This is a genomic window from Pseudomonas sp. Irchel 3F3, assembly GCF_900187545.1.
GTDB lineage: Bacteria > Pseudomonadota > Gammaproteobacteria > Pseudomonadales > Pseudomonadaceae > Aquipseudomonas > Aquipseudomonas fortuita.
The window spans coordinates 17,563-36,184 of record NZ_FYDS01000006.1 but is presented as its reverse complement, the minus strand read 5'-3'; the positions used below and the strand labels follow the sequence as shown (position 1 = coordinate 36,184).

The following is an 18,622-nucleotide window of genomic DNA, read 5'->3' as shown; positions in this document are numbered from 1 at the left end:
ATGACCAGTTTGCATGCCGATGAGGCCTTTCTCGACCATTACCAGTTGAGCCACGATCCGTTCGCGCCCCGTGTGCCCGGCTTCAAGTTCTTCCCGGCGCAGCGCAAGCCCGTGCTTGGCCAGCTGCACCACCTGGCGCGCTACAGCCAGCTGATGCTGGTGGTCAGCGGCCCGCTGGGCAGCGGCAAGTCGCTGCTGCGCCAGGCCCTGGTGGCCAGCACCAACAAGCAGGCTGTGCAGAGTGTGGTGGTGTCTGCCCGCAGTGCCAGCGATGCTTCCAGCATGCTTGCCCAGGTCGCTCAAGACCTGGGTGTGGCCCAGCCCGAAGTGCAGGCGATCCTGTCCAAGGTGGTGCAACTGGCACTGACCGGGCAGGAAGTGTATTTGCTGGTGGACGATGCGGAACAACTCGACGAGTCGGCACTCCAAGCGTTGCTGGAGTTGGCGGCGGGGGTACCGGAAGGGCGCCCGCACGTGTTCCTGTTCGGTGAGCCTTCACTGATTGCCGGGCTGGACGAGCTCAATGTCGAGGAAGAACGCTTCCACATCATCGAGCTTGCCCCCTACAGTGAAGAAGAAACCCGCGAGTACCTGGAGCAGCGCCTGGAAGGGGCTGGCCGGGGCATCGAGGTGTTCAGCCGTGAACAGATCGTCGATATCCATGAACACTCCGACGGCTGGCCTGGCAACATCAACCAGGTCGCCCGTGACACTTTGATCGAAGCCATGATCGCCAGCCGTTCGACGGTCAAGCGACCATCCATGGGGTTCAAGATGCCTAAAAAACATGTGCTCGCGCTGTCCGCTGTGGTCGTGGTCGCTGTCGCGGCCGCTGTGTTGATGCCCAAGAAAGGCGACAAGCCACCCGCTGAGGCGCCGGCCGCCCAGGCCCAGTTGCCGCTTGGCGACGGCAAGCAGGGTGCCAATATCGAGTTTTCCGGGTCTTCCCAGCCGATGCCGCTGCCGCTGGTTGGCCAGTCCCAGCCTGTAATGCGCGAGCCGCTGGCCCAGGCCGCGGGCATGGGGGAGGGTGAAGAAGGCAGCCCGGCGGGTGACACTGCCCTGCAGCCTGGCAACCCGCCGCCAACCGTGACCACCATTGCGCCGCCGCAAGGCGTGCCGGCTGGCCCGGCACCTGTGCCTGCACAGCCTGTGGCTACTGCGCCGGTCCAGCCGGTTGTACCTGCGCCCAAGCCTGTCGCAACCCAGCCTGCGAAGCCGGTTGCACCTGCCAAGCCTACGCCTGCGCCTACCCAGGTCGCCGTGGCCAAGCCGGCCGCCAAGCCTGCCGAGAAACCTGCCGCCACTGGCAGCGGCAACAGCGGCTGGTACGCCGGGCAGAAGCCGGGCAATTACGTGGTGCAGATCCTGGGCACCAGCTCCGAGGCCTCGGCCCAGGCGTTCGTCAAGAGCCAGGGTGGCGACTATCGCTACTTCAAGAAAAACCTGCAGGGCAAGCCGCTGTACGTAGTCACCTACGGCAGCTTCGCCAACCGTGATGCAGCGGTTGCGGCAATCAAGAACTTGCCAGAGAAGGTCCAGGCTGGTAAACCTTGGCCACGTACCGTCGGCAGCGTCCAACAAGAGCTGGCCACGGCCCGCTGATACCTTCCGGGCGGCATCACCCCGCCGCCCAGTTGCTGAGCGATTACTGACTTTCGAATAGCCTGCTGCGTTTCAACGCGGCAGGCTTTTCTGTCCCAGACTGCCGGCCACAAGCCCCTAGTTGCAGTCATGGCTGAAACGCTTCAGACTCACGCCAAGCCGCTATCACGGCGCATGGCGCAAAAACATTCAAAATTACGACATAAATTTTCAATGGTGAGACATGAAAATTTGTGGGCGTCGCTGTCGCTGTGCAACAATGGTTTTCCATGGCCACCGCAAAAAAGCTGGCGTTTGATCGGCGTGGATGGTAAGTGGTTGTTAAAAAAGAGATTTACCTCCGTTGAGAGGTGAACCTGGTGAGAATGTGTCTATGAAAACAGGTCTGTACCATCCCGAAGAATTCAAGGACAACTGTGGTTTTGGCCTGATCGCCCATATGACGGGCGAACCGAGCCACCACCTTCTGCAAACCGCCATGCAGGCGCTGACCTGCATGACCCACCGTGGCGGTATCAACGCCGACGGCAAGACCGGTGACGGTTGCGGTCTGCTCATGCAGAAGCCCGATCAATTCCTGCGAGCCGTGGCCCAGGAACACTTCGCCGTCGAGCTGCCCAAGCAGTACGCCGTCGGCATGGTGTTCTTCAACCAGGACCCGGTCAAAGCCGAAGCGGCCCGCGCCAACATGGACCGCGAAATCCTCGCCGCTGGCCTGAAACTGGTCGGCTGGCGCAAGGTACCGATCGACACCAGCGTACTCGGCCGCCTGGCCCTGGAGCGCCTGCCGCAGATCGAACAGGTGTTCATCGGTGGCGAAGGCCTGAGTGACCAGGAATTCGCCATCAAGCTGTTCAGTGCCCGTCGCCGTTCATCGGTGGCTAACGCCCACGACAGCGACCACTACATCTGCAGCTTCTCGCACAAGACCATCATCTACAAAGGCCTGATGATGCCGCGCGATCTCGCGGCGTTTTATCCAGACCTGGGTGACGAGCGCCTGCAAACCGCGATCTGCGTGTTCCACCAGCGCTTCTCCACCAACACCCTGCCGAAATGGCCGCTGGCGCAGCCGTTCCGCTTCCTCGCCCACAACGGCGAGATCAACACCATCACCGGCAACCGCAACTGGGCCATGGCCCGTCGCACCAAGTTCGCCAATGACCAGATCCCCGACCTCGAAGAGCTCGGTCCGCTGGTCAACCGTGTCGGTTCCGACTCGTCGAGCATGGACAACATGCTGGAACTGATGGTGACCGGTGGCATCGACCTGTTCCGCGGCGTGCGCATGCTGGTACCGCCAGCCTGGCAGAACGTCGAGACCATGGACGCCGACCTGCGTGCCTTCTACGAATACAACTCCATGCACATGGAGCCGTGGGATGGCCCGGCCGGTATCGTCATGACCGAAGGCCGCCACGCGGTGTGCCTGCTGGACCGCAACGGCCTGCGCCCGGCGCGCTGGGTGACCACCACCAACGGCTACATCACCATCGCCTCGGAAATTGGCGTGTGGGGTTACCAGCCTGAGGAAGTGTTGGCCAAGGGCCGTGTCGGCCCGGGCCAGATCCTGGCGGTGGACACCGAAACCGGCCAGATCCTCGACACGGACGCCATCGACAACCGCCTGAAGTCGCGCCACCCGTACAAGCGCTGGCTGCGTCAGCACGCCACCCGTATCCAGGCGACGCTGACCGACGACCAGGGCGCGGCCAGCTACGACGCTGACCAGCTCAAGCAATACATGAAGATGTTCCAGGTCACCTTCGAAGAGCGTGACCAGGTACTGCGCCCATTGGGTGAGCAGGGCCAGGAAGCCGTTGGTTCGATGGGTGACGACACGCCGATGGCCGTGCTGTCGCAGCGTGTGCGTTCGCCTTACGACTTCTTCCGCCAGCAGTTCGCCCAGGTGACCAACCCGCCGATCGACCCGCTGCGCGAAGCCATCGTGATGTCGCTGGAGATCTGCCTGGGCGCCGAGCGCAACATCTTCCAGGAGTCCCCGGAGCACGCTTCGCGGGTCATCCTCAGCTCCCCGGTCATTTCGCCCGCCAAGTGGCGTTCGCTGATGAACCTGGAGCGCGAAGGTTTCGACCGTCAGCTGATCGACCTCAACTATGAACAGGGCGTCGGTCTGGAAGCGGCCATTCGCAACATCGCCGACCAGGCTGAAGAAGCCGTGCGCGCTGGCAAGACCCAGCTGGTGCTGAGCGACCGCTACATCGCCCCGGGCAAGCTGCCGGTGCACGCTTCGCTGGCCGTTGGCGCGGTACACCACCGCCTGACCGAACAGGGCCTGCGTTGCGACAGCAACATCCTGGTGGAAACCGCTACCGCCCGCGACCCGCACCACTTTGCCGTGCTGCTGGGCTTCGGTGCCTCGGCCGTCTACCCGTACCTGGCGTATGAAGTACTGGCTGACCTGATTCGTACCGGCGAAGTGCTGGGCGACCTGGACGAAGTGTTCAAGTACTACCGCAAGGGCATCTCCAAGGGCCTGCTGAAGATCCTGTCGAAGATGGGTATCTCCACCATCGCCTCATACCGCGGTGCGCAGCTGTTCGAAGCCATCGGCCTGGCCGAAGAAGTGGTCGGCCTGAGCTTCAAGGGCGTGTCCAGCCGCATCAAGGGGGCGCGCTTCGTAGACCTTGAAAGCGACCAGAAGCTGCTGGCGGCCGAAGCCTGGAGCGCGCGCAAGCCGATCCAGCAAGGTGGCCTGCTGAAGTTCGTCCACGGTGGTGAATACCACGCCTACAACCCGGACGTGGTCAACACCCTGCAAGCCGCCGTGCAGCAGGGCGACTATGCCAAGTTCAAGGAATACACCACGCTGGTCGACCAGCGTCCGGTATCGATGATCCGCGACCTGCTGAAAGTGAAGGTGGCCGACCAGCCACTGGCGCTGGAGCAGATCGAACCGCTGGAGGCCATTCTCAAGCGGTTCGACTCGGCCGGTATCTCGCTGGGCGCACTGTCGCCGGAAGCCCACGAGGCGCTGGCCGAGGCCATGAACCGCCTGGGCGCGCGTTCCAACTCTGGTGAAGGCGGTGAAGACCCGTCGCGCTACGGCACCATCAAGAGTTCGAAGATCAAGCAGGTGGCCACCGGCCGCTTTGGTGTGACCCCTGAATACCTGGTCAATGCCGAGGTGTTGCAGATCAAGGTTGCCCAGGGCGCCAAGCCTGGTGAGGGCGGCCAGCTGCCGGGCGGCAAGGTCAACGGCCTGATCGCCAAGCTGCGTTATGCGGTACCGGGCGTGACCCTCATCTCGCCGCCGCCGCACCATGACATCTACTCGATCGAAGACCTGGCCCAGCTGATCTACGACCTCAAGCAGGTCAACCCGCAGGCCCTGGTGTCCGTGAAGCTGGTGGCAGAAGCCGGCGTGGGCACCATCGCCGCTGGCGTGGCCAAGGCCTATGCCGACCTGATCACCATCTCCGGTTATGACGGTGGTACCGGTGCTTCGCCGCTGACCTCGATCAAGTACGCCGGCGCCCCGTGGGAACTGGGCCTGGCCGAAACCCACCAGACCCTGCGTGGCAACGACCTGCGCGGCAAGGTGCGGGTTCAGACCGACGGCGGCCTGAAAACCGGCCTGGACGTGATCAAGGCGGCCATCCTTGGCGCCGAAAGCTTCGGCTTCGGTACCGCGCCAATGATCGCCCTGGGTTGCAAGTACCTGCGCATCTGCCACCTGAACAACTGCGCCACCGGCGTAGCCACGCAGAACGACAAGCTGCGCAAGGACCACTACATCGGCACCGTCGACATGGTGATCAACTTCTTCACCTTCGTCGCTGAAGAAACCCGTGAGTGGCTGGCCAAGCTGGGCGTGCGCAGCCTGGGCGAGCTGATCGGCCGTACCGACCTGCTCGAAATGCTGCCAGGCGATACCGAGCGCCAGCAGTACCTGGACCTGTCGCCGCTGCTGGGCAGCTCGCACATTCCGGCAGACAAGCCGCAATTCTGCGAAGTCGACAAGAACCCGCCGTTCGACAAAGGCGAGCTGGCCGAGAAGATGGTGGACATGGCCCTGCCGGCGATCCGCGACCAGGCCGGTGGCGAGTTCAACCTCGACATCTGCAACTGCGACCGCTCCATCGGTGCCCGCATCTCTGGCGAAATCGCCAAGCTGTACGGCAACCAGGGCATGGCTGCCAACCCGATCACCTTCCGCTTCAAGGGTACTGCGGGCCAGAGCTTTGGCGTGTGGAACGCCGGTGGCTTGAACCTGCACCTGCAGGGTGATGCAAACGACTACGTCGGCAAGGGCATGACCGGTGGCAAGGTCACCATCGTGCCGCCAGCCGGCAGCCCGTTCGAAACCCAGCACAGCGCCATCGTCGGCAACACCTGCCTGTACGGTGCCACTGGCGGCAAGCTGTTTGCCGCGGGCACTGCGGGCGAGCGCTTCGCTGTGCGTAACTCCGGCGCCCACGCTGTTGTCGAGGGCACTGGCGATCACTGCTGTGAATACATGACCGGCGGCTTTGTCTGCGTCCTGGGCAAGACCGGTTACAACTTCGGTTCTGGCATGACTGGCGGCTTCGCCTACGTGCTCGACATGGACAATAGCTTCGTCGACAAGCTGAACCACGAGCTGGTGGAAATCCAGCGTATCAGTGGTGAAGCGATGGAAGCCTACCGCAGCCACCTGGCGCGGGTACTTGGCGAGTATGTGGAAGAGACCGGCAGCGAGTGGGGGCGTGAGCTCTCGGAGAACCTGGACGACTACGTGCGGCGCTTCTGGCTGGTGAAGCCGAAGGCAGCCAACCTGAAGCAACTGTTGTCCAGCACACGTGCCAACCCGCAGTAAAAACAGCTGCAAGTGGCAAGCCTCAAGCTGCACCTGAAGGCAGTACGAGGTTTGCCCGGCTTAAGTGATCGTCTTGCGGCTTGCAGCGTGTAGCTTGCAGCTGCTGTAAAGAGGTTTTGAAAAATGGCTGAACGTCTGAACAACGACTTCCAGTTCATCGAAGTGGGCCGCAAGGACCCTAAGAAAAAGCTGCTGCGCCAGCGCAAGAAGGAGTTCGTGGAAATCTACGAACCGTTCAAGCCGCAGCAGTCAGTAGACCAGGCGCACCGCTGCCTGGGCTGCGGTAACCCGTATTGCGAATGGAAGTGCCCGGTGCACAACTTCATCCCTAACTGGTTGAAGCTGGTGTCCGAAGGCAACATCCTGGCGGCGGCTGAGCTGTCGCACCAGACCAACACCCTGCCGGAAGTGTGCGGCCGTGTGTGCCCGCAAGACCGTTTGTGTGAAGGTGCCTGCACCCTGAACGACGGCTTCGGCGCGGTGACCATCGGTTCGGTGGAGAAGTACATCACCGACACCGCCTTTGCCATGGGCTGGCGCCCGGACATGTCAAAGGTCAAACCAACCGGCAAGCGCGTCGCCATCATCGGTGCCGGCCCTGCTGGCCTGGGGTGCGCCGACGTGCTGGTGCGCGCTGGCGTAACCCCGGTTGTGTTCGACAAGAACCCGGAAATCGGTGGCTTGCTGACCTTCGGCATTCCAGAGTTCAAGCTGGAAAAGACCGTGCTCAGCAACCGCCGCGAAGTGTTCACCGGCATGGGCATCGAGTTTCGCCTGAATACCGAGGTGGGCAAGGACGTGACCATGGAACAGCTGCTCGCCGAGTACGACGCAGTGTTCATGGGCATGGGTACCTACACCTACATGAAGGGCGGCTTCCCGGGCGAAGACCTGCCGGGCGTGCATGACGCACTGGATTTCCTGATCGCCAACGTCAACCGCAACCTGGGCTTCGAGAAGTCCCCGGAAGACTTCGTCGACATGCAAGGCAAGAAGGTGGTGGTACTGGGCGGTGGTGACACCGCGATGGACTGCAACCGCACCTCGATCCGCCAGGGCGCCAAAGCGGTGACCTGCGCCTATCGCCGTGACGAAGCCAACATGCCGGGTTCGCGCAAAGAGGTGAAGAACGCCAAGGAAGAAGGCGTGAAGTTCCTTTACAACCGCCAGCCTATCGCCATTGTCGGCGAGGACAAGGTCGAAGGCGTGAAGGTGGTCGAGACGCGTCTCGGCGAGCCGGATGCCCGTGGCCGCCGCAGCCCTGAGCCGATCCCGGGCTCCGAGGAGATCCTGCCAGCCGATGCCGTGGTGATCGCCTTCGGCTTCCGCCCAAGCCCGGCGCCGTGGTTCGAGCAGCATGGTATCCAGCTGGACAGCCAGGGCCGTGTAGTAGCCCCGGAGAAAGGCAAGTTCAAGCACCAGACCAGCAACCCGAAAGTGTTCGCCGGTGGCGACATGGTGCGTGGTTCGGACCTGGTGGTGACGGCGATCTTCGAAGGGCGTACGGCTGCGGAAGGTATCCTGGACTACCTCGAAGTCTGATTTTCGACCTATTCGCGGGCATGCTCGCTCTCACAGGGTTAAGCGCAGAACCTGTGGGAGCGGGCATGCCCGCGAAGCTTTTGTATACAAAAACGCTTGATCTATAGCATCCAATAGACAAAACGCATGGCCATGGCCGTGCCTTTTGCGCTGGCGTCTGAGAAAATGCCCGCACTATTTTTCCGGATGCCGACATGACTGCCCTGAAGAACGATCGTTTCCTGCGTGCGCTGCTCAAGCAACCCGTAGACGTCACCCCGGTGTGGATGATGCGCCAGGCCGGCCGCTACCTGCCGGAGTACCGCGCCAGCCGCGCCAAGGCCGGCGACTTCATGAGCCTGTGCATGAACCCGCAGTTTGCCTGCGAAGTTACCCTGCAGCCGCTGGACCGCTACCCGCTGGACGCGGCGATCCTGTTCTCGGACATCCTCACCATCCCTGACGCCATGGGCCTGGGCCTGTACTTCGAAACCGGCGAAGGCCCGCGTTTCAAGAAGGTCATCAGCACCCCGGCCGACATCGAAGCGCTGCCGATCCCCGATCCGCAGAAAGACCTGGGCTATGTGATGGACGCGGTCAGCACCATTCGCCGTGAGCTCAATGGCCGTGTGCCCTTGATCGGCTTCTCCGGCAGCCCGTGGACCTTGGCCACCTACATGGTCGAAGGCGGCTCGTCGAAGGACTTCCGCAAGACCAAGGCCATGGCCTACGACAACCCGCAAGCCCTGCACCTGCTGCTGGACAAACTGGCCCAGTCGGTCACCAGCTACCTGAACGGCCAGATCCTGGCCGGTGCCCAGGCTGTGCAGATCTTCGACACGTGGGGCGGTAACCTGTCGGCGGCGGCCTACCAGGAGTTCTCCCTGGCCTACATGCGCAAGATCGTCAGCGGGCTGATCCGCGAGCACGAAGGGCGCAAGGTGCCGGTGATCCTGTTCACCAAGAACGGTGGCTTGTGGCTGGAAAGCATTGCCGAAGCCGGCGCCGACGCACTGGGCCTGGACTGGACCTGCGAGATCGGCGATGCCCGCCGCCGTGTGGGTGACAAGGTGGCGCTGCAAGGCAACATGGACCCGACCGTGCTGTACGCCAAGCCTGAGGCCATCCGCCAGGAAGTGGCGCGCATTCTGGCCAGCTATGGTCACGGCACCGGCCACGTGTTCAACCTTGGCCATGGCATTACCCCGGAAGTCGACCCGGAGCATGCGGGCGTGTTCATCAATGCCGTGCACGAGCTTTCGGCGCAGTACCATCAGTGACCTGAGCGCTGAAAGCAAAGCCCGGCCCTGTGCCGGGCTTTTTGTTGCATTAAGTTTGGATTCAGCGAACGTCGCTAATCTGGTCCCATCCAAACCTAAACAGGACCCGATCCTCATGAAAGCACGTTATCTCGCCCTTATCTTTGCCCCGCTGTTCAGCACTGCTGCACTGGCCGCCAGCTATACCGGCCCCGGCGCCCAGTCGGTCACCACCGTGGCAGCTGCCAACGACGCTGCCGATGACACGCCCGTGGTGCTGCAGGGGTATGTGACCAAGAAGATCAACAACGACGACAAGTACGAGTTCAAGGACAACACCGGCACCATCACTGTTGAAATCGACGATGAAGACCTGCCGCCGACGCCGTTCAACGACAAGACCAAGGTGAAGCTGACCGGTGAGGTGGAAAAGCACCTGATGAGCCGGGAAGTGGATGTGGATATCGTCGAGATCATCAACTGACCTGATGGCCTCTTCGCGGGCACGCCCGCTCCCACAGGGATTGCACTGAACCCTGTGGGAGCGGGCGTGCCCGCGAATGTTTCACACCGATTTGGGCGGTAACTTGCTCAGGTGCAACGCCACCAGCAACGCAACCGCCAGCAAGCTGCCAATGAACAGCCCGATGCCGTTCCAGCCCCACTGGTGCCAGAATACCCCGCCCGCCGTACCGGCCACGCTGGACCCTGCGTAATAGCTGAACAGGTACAGCGACGATGCCTGCCCCTTGGCTTTGAGCGCCCGGCGGCCAATCCAGCTGCTGGCCACCGAGTGTGCGCCAAAAAAGCCGAAAGTGAACACCAGCATGCCCACGATCACCATCGCCAGCGGGCTGGCCAGGGTCATCAGCAAGCCACCGGCCATCACCACGATACTGGCCCAGAACACTTTGCGCCGGCCTAGCTTGTCTGCCAGGGCACCGACTTGCGCCGAGCTGTAGATCCCGGACAGGTACACTACCGACAGCAAACCGACCAGCGCCTGGTTCATGTGGTAGGGCTCGGCCAGCAAGCGGTAGCCGATGTAGTTGAACAGGGTGACGAAAGCCCCCATCAGCAGGAAGGCTTCCAGGAACAGCCAAGGCAGCCCGGCATCTTTGAAGTGCATGACAAAACCGTCCAGCAGGCTGCGCGGGCTCATCATCTGCGGGCGGAAGTTGCGCGATTCGGGCAGCACCTTCCAGAACACCAGTGCGGCGACCAGGGCCAGGCCACCGATGGTCAGCATGGCCGTGTGCCAGCTGACGAAGTCGATCAGCACGCCGGTAATCAGCCGCCCGCTCATGCCGCCAATCGCGTTGCCGCCGATGTACAGGCCCATGGCCAGGCCGATGTGCTGTGGGTGGATCTCTTCGCTCAGGTAGGTCATGGCCACAGCGGCCAAACCGCTCAGGGACAGGCCAACCAGGGCGCGGGTGGCCAGTACCAGTTCCCAGCTTGGCATTACCGCGCTGGCCAGGGTGGAGAGGGCGGCGCAAACCAGGGCAAAGACCATCACCGGCTTGCGCCCGATGCGGTCAGAGATGGGGCCGGTGATCAGCAGGCCGAACGCCAGCATGGCGGTGGAAACCGACAGCACCAGGCTGCTCTGCGCCGCGTTGATGGCAAATTCTTTCGACAATAGCGGCATCATCGGCTGCACGCAGTACAGCAGGGCAAAGGTGGCGAAGCCGCCGCTGAACAGTGCCAGCACGGTCTTCATGAAGGCGGGGGTGCCTTTTTCAATCCACATTTCGTTCAGGGAGGCAGGCTCTGGTTCGGCAGGAAGGGGAGCTACAGCAGTTTTCACGGGCGGGTACCTCTGGCGCAATGAAAAAAGCATATAGCTGGCTAATGATTAGATCCAATATATTGTTCGACCTATTTAAGACGTTTTTCGACTCATTAGGAGCTGGTCATGGAACTGCGTCACCTGCGCTACTTCATTGCTGTGGCTGAAGAGCTGCACTTTGGCCGCGCCGCCCAGCAACTGGGCATTTCCCAGCCGCCCCTGAGCCAGCAGATCCAGGCCCTGGAGCAGGAACTGGGAGCGCGGCTGTTCGAGCGTACCAACCGTCGGGTCGAGCTGAGCGAGGCGGGGCGACTGTTCCTTGAGGAAGCGCGGCAGGTGCTGGCGCAAGTGGAGAAGGCCGCAGATGTGGCGCGGCGGGCGCAGTTGGGTGAATTGGGCGAAATGAAGATTGGCTTTACCTCGTCTGCGCCATTCACCTCGAAGATCCCCAAGGCCATCCATGCCTTTCGCCAGCGCTTCCCGGCTGTGCACCTGAACTTAAAAGAAATGAGCAGCCGTGATATCGCCGAAGCAGTGTTCGACGAGTCCATCGAAGTAGGGCTGATGCGGCCGATGCCTTTGCCGGAAGGCTTGTTGGCCACCGAATTGTTCCGCGAGCCGCTGGTGGCGGTGATCAACGCATCGCATCCGCTGGCTGAAGGCACGGAACAAGGGGTGCACATGGCGGCGCTGGCCCATGAGCCGTTTGTGTTCTTCCCGCGCAGTTATGGCAGCGGCCTGCATGCACAGTTGCTCAGCCTGGCGCGGCAGGCGGGCTTCAGCCCGCACTTTGCCCAGGAGGCTGGGGAGGCAATGACCATCATCGGCCTGGTCTCGGCGGGGTTGGGGGTATCGGTGTTGCCAGCGTCGTTCCAGCGTATGCGCATCGAAGGGGTGGTGTACCGCACGCTGCTGGATGAAGGGGCGATGTCGGCGGTGTGGCTGGTGCAGCGCGAGCGGGGCAATTCGGTAATGGCCAAGGCGTTTGCCGAGCTGTTGACCGGGCAGGTGGTCGGCCAGGGCTAATGTTGGCCAAATGGCGCTGGCCATTGCCGCAGTGCCGCCACATACTCGGGCATTCGTTGAAACACGGAGGTCAATCATGCGTCGCGTGGTGTTCAATCAGAAAGGTGGGGTGGGCAAGTCGAGCATCGCCTGCAACCTGGCGGCGGTCAGTGCCAATGAAGGCTACCGGACCCTTTTGATCGACCTGGATGCCCAGGCGAACTCGACCCAGTACCTCACCGGCCTGACCGGCGAGGATATCCCGATGGGTATTGCCGACTTCTTCAAGCAAAGCCTGTCCAGCGGGCCGTTCAGCAAGAAGAACAAAGTCGATATCTACGAAACCCCGTTCGACAACCTGCACGTGGTCACTGCCACTGCCGAGTTGGCCGACCTGCAGCCCAAGCTTGAGGCCAAGCACAAGATCAACAAGCTGCGAAAGTTGCTCGACGAGCTGGACGAGGACTACGAGCGTATCTACATCGATACCCCGCCAGCGCTGAACTTCTATGCCGTTTCTGCGTTGATCGCCGCAGATCGCGTGCTGATTCCCTTCGACTGTGACAGCTTTTCGCGCCAGGCCCTGTATGGCCTGCTGGCGGAGATCGAAGACCTCAAGGAAGACCACAACGAAGACTTGATGGTCGAAGGCATCGTGGTCAACCAGTTCCAGTCCCGTGCCAGCCTGCCGCAGCAGATGCTCGACGAGCTGCTGGAAGAAGGCCTGCCGGTGCTACCGGTGTACCTGGGCAGCTCGGTGAAGATGCGCGAATCGCACCACGCCAGCCTGCCGCTGATTCACCTGGAGCCCAAGCACAAGCTGACCCAGCAGTTTGTGGAGTTGCATGATCTGCTGGAGGAGCGAGGTTAGACGTCTGGTAGGTATCAAGGCTGCCAGGTGCCTGGCGCAGCATTTTCGGCGCCTGTGAGATCGAGCGCCGCCCGCGCGGCGCTTCGCGGGACAAGCCCGCTCCCACATCTGTTTTGGGCCAGTCCCTTCTGTGAGTTCACCGCTGTCCGGCTTGTTTGTTCCATTCGATATTAAAGGTTACGCAGCTACCCTTCACCCATCTTTCGCCATATACCAAGGGTGCGCGCGCCTATGGCACAGGAGTAATTGGCCAGAAACAAATGTGGGAGCGGGCTTGTCCCGCGAAGCGCCGCGCGGGCGGCGCTCGATCTCACAGGCGCCATCCTGCTAACGGCATGCACTAGAAAACACACCTAAACCCCTTGGCTACGCACCCACTCCAGCAACGACTGGAGTGGAAATGCTCCGGCCTGGCGGCTGACTTCGCGGCCGTTCTTGAACAGCAGCAGGCTGGGGATCGAGCGGATGCCCAGTTGCCCGGCCAGGTTGCGGTTGGCTTCGCTGTCGAGCTTGGCCAGGCGGCAGCGGCCGGCCAGTTGGCGGGCGGCTTGTTCGAAGGTGGGAGCGAAGGATTTGCAGGGGCCGCACCAGTCGGCCCAGATGTCGACCAGCAGCGGCAGGTCGCCTTTGATCTGGCTGGCGTAGCTGGCTTCGGTGAGCTCGAAGGGGGTGCTCAACAGCACCTCCTGTTTGCAGCGGCCGCATTTCGGCGCGTCGCCCAGGCGCTCGGCGGGCAGGCGGTTGAGGCCGTTGCAGTGGGGACAGGGGATTACCAGTGGGTCGGACATATCAATTCCTTGTGTTGTTTGTTCGGGCCCTATCGCCGGCAAGCCAGCTCCCACAGGGGGACCGCTTGCCTCAGGTCTGGCACGTTACCTGTGGGAGCTGGCTTGCCGGCGACAGGGCCGGTAGAGCAATTATCAATCAGGAAGAGCAGCTGATTTCCAGGTGCTTGCCCCATTCCGGCGGCCGCTGGGCGTAGGCCTGCATCCCGGGCTGTTCCTCGAAGGGGCGGGTTAGTACCTGGTGCAATTGCCGTACTTCACTGTAATCCCCTGCCTCAGCCGCTTCGATGGCCTTTTGCGCCAGGTAGTTGCGCAGCACATACAGCGGGTTCACCGCATGCATCCGTTCACGGCGGCCTTCGGTATTGCCGGGTTCGCGTTCACAGCGGGCCAGGTAGTCTGCACCCCAGGCATCGAAGCCGGCCAGGTCGATAAAGTCGTCGCGCACCACCTTCAGCGCCTGTGCCGCAGGCTGTTCACCCAGCTTGCGGAAGAACAGGCTGTAGTCCACGCCACCACGCTGCATGCACTGCAGCAGGCGCTCGACCAGTGCCATATCGTCGTCTTCGGCAGTGGTCAGGCCCAGGCGCCGGCGCATCAGGTCCAGGTAATGCGCCTGGTACAGCGGCAGGAACAGCCCCAGTGCTTCCTTCAGTGGCTCAACCTCGATGACAGTGGTCAGGGCCTGAGCCAGCGCGCTGAGGTTCCAGTGGGCGATGGGCACCTGGTTGGCGTAGCTGTAGCGGCCACGGTCGTCGGAGTGGTTGCAGATGAAGTTGGCGTCGAAGTCGTCGAGGAAGGCGTACGGGCCGAAGTCGAAGGTGATGCCCAGGATCGACATGTTGTCGGTGTTCATCACCCCGTGGCAGAAGCCATAGGCCTGCCAGCGGGCGATCAGTTCGGCGTTGCGCTCGACGATGGTACGGAACATGGCCAGGTACGGTTGTTCGGCGTCACGGCATTCGGGGTAGTGCTGCTCCAGCACATGGTCGATCAGCACACGCTGCTGTTCGGGCTGCTTGGTGTAGTAGAAATACTCGAAATGGCCGAAACGGACATGGCTCTGCGCCAGGCGGGTGAGCATGGCGGCGCTTTCACGGGTTTCGCGCCACACCACGGTGCTGGAGCCGATCACGCACAGCGCCCGGCTGCTGGGGATGCCGAGGGCGTGCAGGGCTTCGGAAGCAAGGAATTCGCGGATCGACGAGCGCAGCACGGCGCGGCCGTCGCCCATGCGTGAATACGGGGTCTGGCCGGCGCCCTTGAGGTGCAGGTCCCAGTGCTCGCCTTTGTCGTTGAGGACTTCGGCCAGCAGCAGGCCGCGGCCATCGCCCAGGCGGGGGTTGTACGAGCCGAACTGATGGCCTGAATAGACCATCGCCCGTGGGTCGGCTTCTTCCCACAACTTATGGCCGCTGAACAGCTCGGCGAACACTGGCAGGTCGGCTTGCGCGGGGTCGAGCTCGAGCAAGGCCATGGCCGACTCGCTGGCTACCACCAGGCGCGGGTCTGCAATGGGCTCGGGCAGCACCTGGGTGGAGAACGCATCGCCCAGGCGGGCGAAGCGGTTGTCGAAGGTGAGTTGGTCGAGGGCTTTCACGGGCTGCTCCTGAGATTCAGCACAGAATAAAGCATTCGAGCCCACTCAGGCCGGTGCAGTGCCATCCGGTTTAGGTTGCTCCAGCGGAATCAACTGCTGCTTGCCGCCCTTCTGGTCCATCAGGAACACCTCCACCTGGCGTACCGAGATCTTGATGTTGTGGGCCTTGAACTCGCGGTTGATGTAGCGGTTGATCTCGTCCAGCGTCGGGTTGCGGTCGCCCAGGTCGCGCACGTGCATGCGCAACTCATGGTCCAGCGAGCTTTCACCGAAGTTGAGGAAGTACACGATCGGCTCCGGGTCCTTGAGCACGCGCGGGTTTTCGTGTGCGCCCTTGAGCAGCAGGTCGCGTACCAGGTCCAGGTCGGAGCCGTAGTCGATGCCCAGCTTCAGCGTCACTCGGGTGACCGTGTCGGTCAGCGACCAGTTGATCAGCTGGCCGGTGATGAAGGTCTTGTTGGGGACGATGATGTCCTTGCGGTCGAAATCGGTGATGGTGGTGGCGCGGATGCGTATCTTGCTCACCGTGCCCGACAGGTTGCCGATGGTGATGGTGTCGCCGATCCGTACCGGGCGCTCGAACAGAATCATGATGCCGGAAATGAAGTTGGCGAAAATTTCCTGCATGCCGAAGCCCAAGCCCACCGACAACGCGGCCACCAGCCATTGCAGCTTGTCCCAGCTCACCCCCAGGGTCGACAGGGTGCTGACGATACCGATGCCGACAATGGTGTACGACAGCAAGGTGGTGGTGGCATAGGCACTGCCTTGGGCCAGGTTCAGGCGTGAAAGCACCAGCACCTCGAGCAGGCCTGGCAAGTTGCCCGCCAGGGCGAAGGTGATGCCGACGATCACCAGCGCACCCAGCAGGTCGCCGAGGCTGATCGGCACCATACTGGCGGCCGTGCCGGTGCCGCTGGTGTATTCGTACAGGACGAAGTTGTTGAGGTAGGCGAACACTGAGATCAGGTCTGCCCACACCCAGTACAGGCCGGCGATGAAGCCGCCGAGCAGGGCCAGGCGGATCAGGCGCAGCGATTGCTGGTTGACCTGCTCGATGTCCAGCGTCGGCTCTTCGGTAATGACTTCGCCATCCAGCCCTTCCTTGGCCGCAGCCCGTTTGCTGAGCGCGCGTTGGTAAGCCAGGCGCCGTGCCGCCACTGACAGGCCGCGCACGAATGCCGCTTCGATCACCAGCCAGAACATTAGCAGGTACAGGGTGTAGATCAGCCGGTCGGTGAGTTTAAGCGCGGTGTAGTAGTAGCCGAAGCACACAGCGACGAACAGGGCGATGGGCAGGGCGGTGAACGCGACGCCCACGGCCTTGCGGAACAGAGAGGTATTGCGGTGCGCGGGGCTGCTGAGCAGCAGGCGGCTGAGCAGCCAGGCCATCAGTGCGTAGCAGGTCAGCACCACGCCGATACCCAGCACGTCGTCGGCCAACGCCGAAGGCTGGTGTTCGGCCACCGCCACCACACCGACCAGTGCCAGCACCACGGTGCCCAGGCGCCGCACCCAGCCACGCAGGAACTCGACCTGCGGTTTGTGCCAGCGGAAGTGGATTTCTGCCACGCCACCGGGGGCGAGGATGCGGTAGGCGGTGTAGAACACCAGCCAGGCCTGGGCCAGCTGCCAGAGTGCGGCGCCCAGGTTGGCGTTTTGCCCGCGGGCGTCGATCTGCAAGGCGTAGCTGCACAGCGCCAGGCCAAGGCTGACCGGCATCGCCAAGAGGATGTTGATAAGGATCGCCTGGGGCGTGTGCCATTGGCTGTCACGGCGGAAGTGGCCGATGTCCTGGTGCACCTTGCCTAGCCGTTGGTACAGGTACTTGCGCCGCCACAACAGCGCGCCGATGACCAGCAACAGTGGCAAGAACAGCAGCGGACGCTGGCTCAGGCCGTCGGCCAGCTCTTTCAGGCCCGAGCCCCACGGCAGGTTGGCGACCTGGTCGGCCAGGCGCTCGGGTACATAGCTCAGCCAGTCCCAGTCCAGCGGCTTGTTGCTGGGGATCCAGAACATCTGCTCGTCCAGGGTGGTGCGCAGGTTCTGTGCGGTGCCCAGCAGCTGCTTCTGGTTGAGCTGCAGGGTGATCGATTCGTTGAGCAGCGCCGACAGTTCGCGGTTCAGCCGCTCCAGCAGGTCACTGCGGGTGATCGCCACTTCCAGCAACGCCTTGCGCAGCTGGGGAGTCACGTCTTCCTGCGGTTGGGCGGCCAGCAGCTTGTCGACGTAGGTGACCGGGTTGCTCATCTGCTCGCGTTGCTGGTTGACCTCGAACTGGTACAGCCGGGTGTCGGCGATCTGGTCGGCCAGGTCGCGGTCGACTTTCAGGTGCGGCAGGGTCTGCTTCTGCTTGTAGAGGATCTTTGACAGCAGCAAGCTGCCCTTGAGCACGTTGATCTGCTCGTCCAGCGCCTGGTCGGCCTGGGTCAGGCTGTCCAGCTGCTGCTTGGTGCGCAGGTTCTGCTGGGTCAGCTCGTTGAGGCGGTCGGTGCTTTTCAGCAGGTAGTCGGAGAGCTTGAGGTTGATCGCGCTTTCGGTCGCCAGCAGGCTGCTGCCACCGGCCTTCTGGGCCTCGATCGACTGTTGGGTAACCGCTTCCTGGGACTGGGCCAGGCGCTTTTCGTTGATCAGGGTCTGCAGGTCCTGGATTTCCTGCTCCAGGCGCGCGGCGCGCTCGATCAGCAAATCATGACGAGCATTGCCGAGATCTTGCAGCAGGGTGTTGCCGGCCAGTTCCTGGCGGCGCAACAGGGTCAGCGCGTTGAGCGAGGCAAGTTCGGCGTTGAGCTGGTTGCGCTGGTCGGCGTTGATCGATTTGCCGCCGTCCTTGCCGGTTTTAAGGATGGTGTTGATCTGCTGGGCGCGGGCCTGGCTGTTGCTGATTTCGGCCTGGGCGCGTTCCGGGCGGGTTTGCGAATTGATGATCAGGCTGTTGGCTTCGGACAGCGCCTTCTGCAGCTCGCCCTGCTGGGTGTTGCGTTCGCTGAGCATTTGCTCGAGCTGCGGCACGGTGAGTGCGGCGTACCGTTGAGCGACGGGCTGCGCCTTGCTTTGCTTGAGCCTGGCGAGCTCCTTCTGGCTGTCACTGGTTTCCTTGGGCGCACTGGTCAACTGCTGCTTGAGCGCGGCGAGCTTCTTTTCGTTGTCTTCCTTGCTGGCAAGCAGGCTCAGCGTTTGCTCGAGCACTTGCTGCAGGGCCTTCTGGTCAGCCTCGGGCAGTTTGCGCTCGGCGATCTTGTCGAGGCTATTCTGGATGCTGGCGGTGGTCGGGGCTTCTGCCGCGGTGGCGGCAAAGGAAAGGGACAGGCACAGCCCGAGCAGGGCTGTGCGAAGGTACGCGCGCAGGGACATAGGCAGACTAC

Annotated in this window: 12 protein-coding genes; 8 read left to right on the top strand and 4 right to left on the bottom strand. The window is 62.5% G+C overall.

What is annotated here, in order from left to right; genetic code table 11:
- From CKW35_RS13810 to CKW35_RS13790, 6 genes are all read left to right on the top strand, one after another.
- The gene (locus tag CKW35_RS13810; RefSeq protein ID WP_095116153.1) at positions 1–1,605 is read left to right on the top strand and encodes an SPOR domain-containing protein; all 1,605 of its coding nucleotides are present in this window, start codon (positions 1–3) and stop codon (positions 1,603–1,605) included.
- Between the two features lie 129 nt (positions 1,606–1,734).
- The gene (locus CKW35_RS27960; protein WP_132844974.1) at positions 1,735–1,959 is read left to right on the top strand and encodes a hypothetical protein; all 225 of its coding nucleotides are present in this window, start codon (positions 1,735–1,737) and stop codon (positions 1,957–1,959) included.
- Positions 1,960–1,978: 19 nt separating this feature from the next.
- Entirely contained in the window at positions 1,979–6,424 is a 4,446-nt protein-coding gene (gene gltB, locus CKW35_RS13805; protein WP_016489619.1) for a glutamate synthase large subunit, read from the top strand.
- Between the two features lie 123 nt (positions 6,425–6,547).
- Positions 6,548–7,966, top strand: a complete 1,419-nt coding sequence (locus CKW35_RS13800; RefSeq protein WP_016489618.1) for an FAD-dependent oxidoreductase — start codon at positions 6,548–6,550, stop codon at positions 7,964–7,966.
- Between the two features lie 194 nt (positions 7,967–8,160).
- On the top strand, positions 8,161–9,225 hold the full coding sequence (gene hemE, locus CKW35_RS13795; protein WP_051099567.1) for a uroporphyrinogen decarboxylase: 1,065 nt from the start codon (positions 8,161–8,163) through the stop codon (positions 9,223–9,225).
- A gap of 115 nt (positions 9,226–9,340) precedes the next feature.
- A complete protein-coding gene (locus CKW35_RS13790) occupies positions 9,341–9,688 on the top strand; it encodes a YgiW/YdeI family stress tolerance OB fold protein (protein WP_016489616.1) in 348 nt (115 codons plus the stop codon).
- Positions 9,689–9,769: 81 nt separating this feature from the next.
- Here CKW35_RS13790 and CKW35_RS13785 read toward each other — a convergent pair whose 3' ends face one another.
- Complete coding sequence (locus CKW35_RS13785) at positions 9,770–10,957, bottom strand: MFS transporter (protein WP_224372599.1); 1,188 nt, start codon at positions 10,955–10,957, stop codon at positions 9,770–9,772.
- A 165-nt stretch (positions 10,958–11,122) separates the two neighbouring features.
- Here CKW35_RS13785 and CKW35_RS13780 point away from each other — a divergent pair, with 165 nt between their 5' ends.
- Both CKW35_RS13780 and CKW35_RS13775 read left to right on the top strand, forming a co-directional pair.
- Positions 11,123–12,022: a LysR family transcriptional regulator gene (locus CKW35_RS13780; RefSeq protein WP_016489614.1), complete on the top strand. Its 900-nt coding sequence runs from the start codon at positions 11,123–11,125 to the stop codon at positions 12,020–12,022.
- Positions 12,023–12,098: 76 nt separating this feature from the next.
- Positions 12,099–12,872 carry a ParA family protein gene (locus CKW35_RS13775; protein ID WP_016489613.1) on the top strand — a complete coding sequence of 258 codons (774 nt, stop codon included), beginning with the start codon at positions 12,099–12,101 and terminating at the stop codon, positions 12,870–12,872.
- Positions 12,873–13,225: 353 nt separating this feature from the next.
- Here the strand turns inward: CKW35_RS13775 and trxC are convergent, their stop codons facing one another.
- From trxC to mscK, 3 genes are all read right to left on the bottom strand, one after another.
- Positions 13,226–13,660 carry a thioredoxin TrxC gene (gene trxC / locus CKW35_RS13770; protein ID WP_016489611.1) on the bottom strand — a complete coding sequence of 145 codons (435 nt, stop codon included), beginning with the start codon at positions 13,658–13,660 and terminating at the stop codon, positions 13,226–13,228.
- Between the two features lie 136 nt (positions 13,661–13,796).
- Positions 13,797–15,257 carry a protein adenylyltransferase SelO gene (gene selO, locus CKW35_RS13765; RefSeq protein WP_095116151.1) on the bottom strand — a complete coding sequence of 487 codons (1,461 nt, stop codon included), beginning with the start codon at positions 15,255–15,257 and terminating at the stop codon, positions 13,797–13,799.
- A 45-nt stretch (positions 15,258–15,302) separates the two neighbouring features.
- Positions 15,303–18,611 carry a mechanosensitive channel MscK gene (gene mscK, locus CKW35_RS13760; protein WP_016489609.1) on the bottom strand — a complete coding sequence of 1,103 codons (3,309 nt, stop codon included), beginning with the start codon at positions 18,609–18,611 and terminating at the stop codon, positions 15,303–15,305.
- Between the last annotated feature and the right edge of the window lie 11 nt (positions 18,612–18,622).

Coding starts and splice junctions, on each gene's coding strand:
- CKW35_RS13785 (WP_224372599.1), bottom strand. CDS start 10,957: ATGTGGATTGAAAAAGGCACCCCCGCCTTCATGAAGACCGTGCTGGCA.
- CKW35_RS13790 (WP_016489616.1), top strand. CDS start 9,341: ATGAAAGCACGTTATCTCGCCCTTATCTTTGCCCCGCTGTTCAGCACT.
- CKW35_RS27960 (WP_132844974.1), top strand. CDS start 1,735: ATGGCTGAAACGCTTCAGACTCACGCCAAGCCGCTATCACGGCGCATG.
- gltB (WP_016489619.1), top strand. CDS start 1,979: ATGAAAACAGGTCTGTACCATCCCGAAGAATTCAAGGACAACTGTGGT.
- trxC (WP_016489611.1), bottom strand. CDS start 13,660: ATGTCCGACCCACTGGTAATCCCCTGTCCCCACTGCAACGGCCTCAAC.
- CKW35_RS13780 (WP_016489614.1), top strand. CDS start 11,123: ATGGAACTGCGTCACCTGCGCTACTTCATTGCTGTGGCTGAAGAGCTG.
- CKW35_RS13775 (WP_016489613.1), top strand. CDS start 12,099: ATGCGTCGCGTGGTGTTCAATCAGAAAGGTGGGGTGGGCAAGTCGAGC.
- mscK (WP_016489609.1), bottom strand. CDS start 18,611: ATGTCCCTGCGCGCGTACCTTCGCACAGCCCTGCTCGGGCTGTGCCTG.
- CKW35_RS13800 (WP_016489618.1), top strand. CDS start 6,548: ATGGCTGAACGTCTGAACAACGACTTCCAGTTCATCGAAGTGGGCCGC.
- hemE (WP_051099567.1), top strand. CDS start 8,161: ATGACTGCCCTGAAGAACGATCGTTTCCTGCGTGCGCTGCTCAAGCAA.
- CKW35_RS13810 (WP_095116153.1), top strand. CDS start 1: ATGACCAGTTTGCATGCCGATGAGGCCTTTCTCGACCATTACCAGTTG.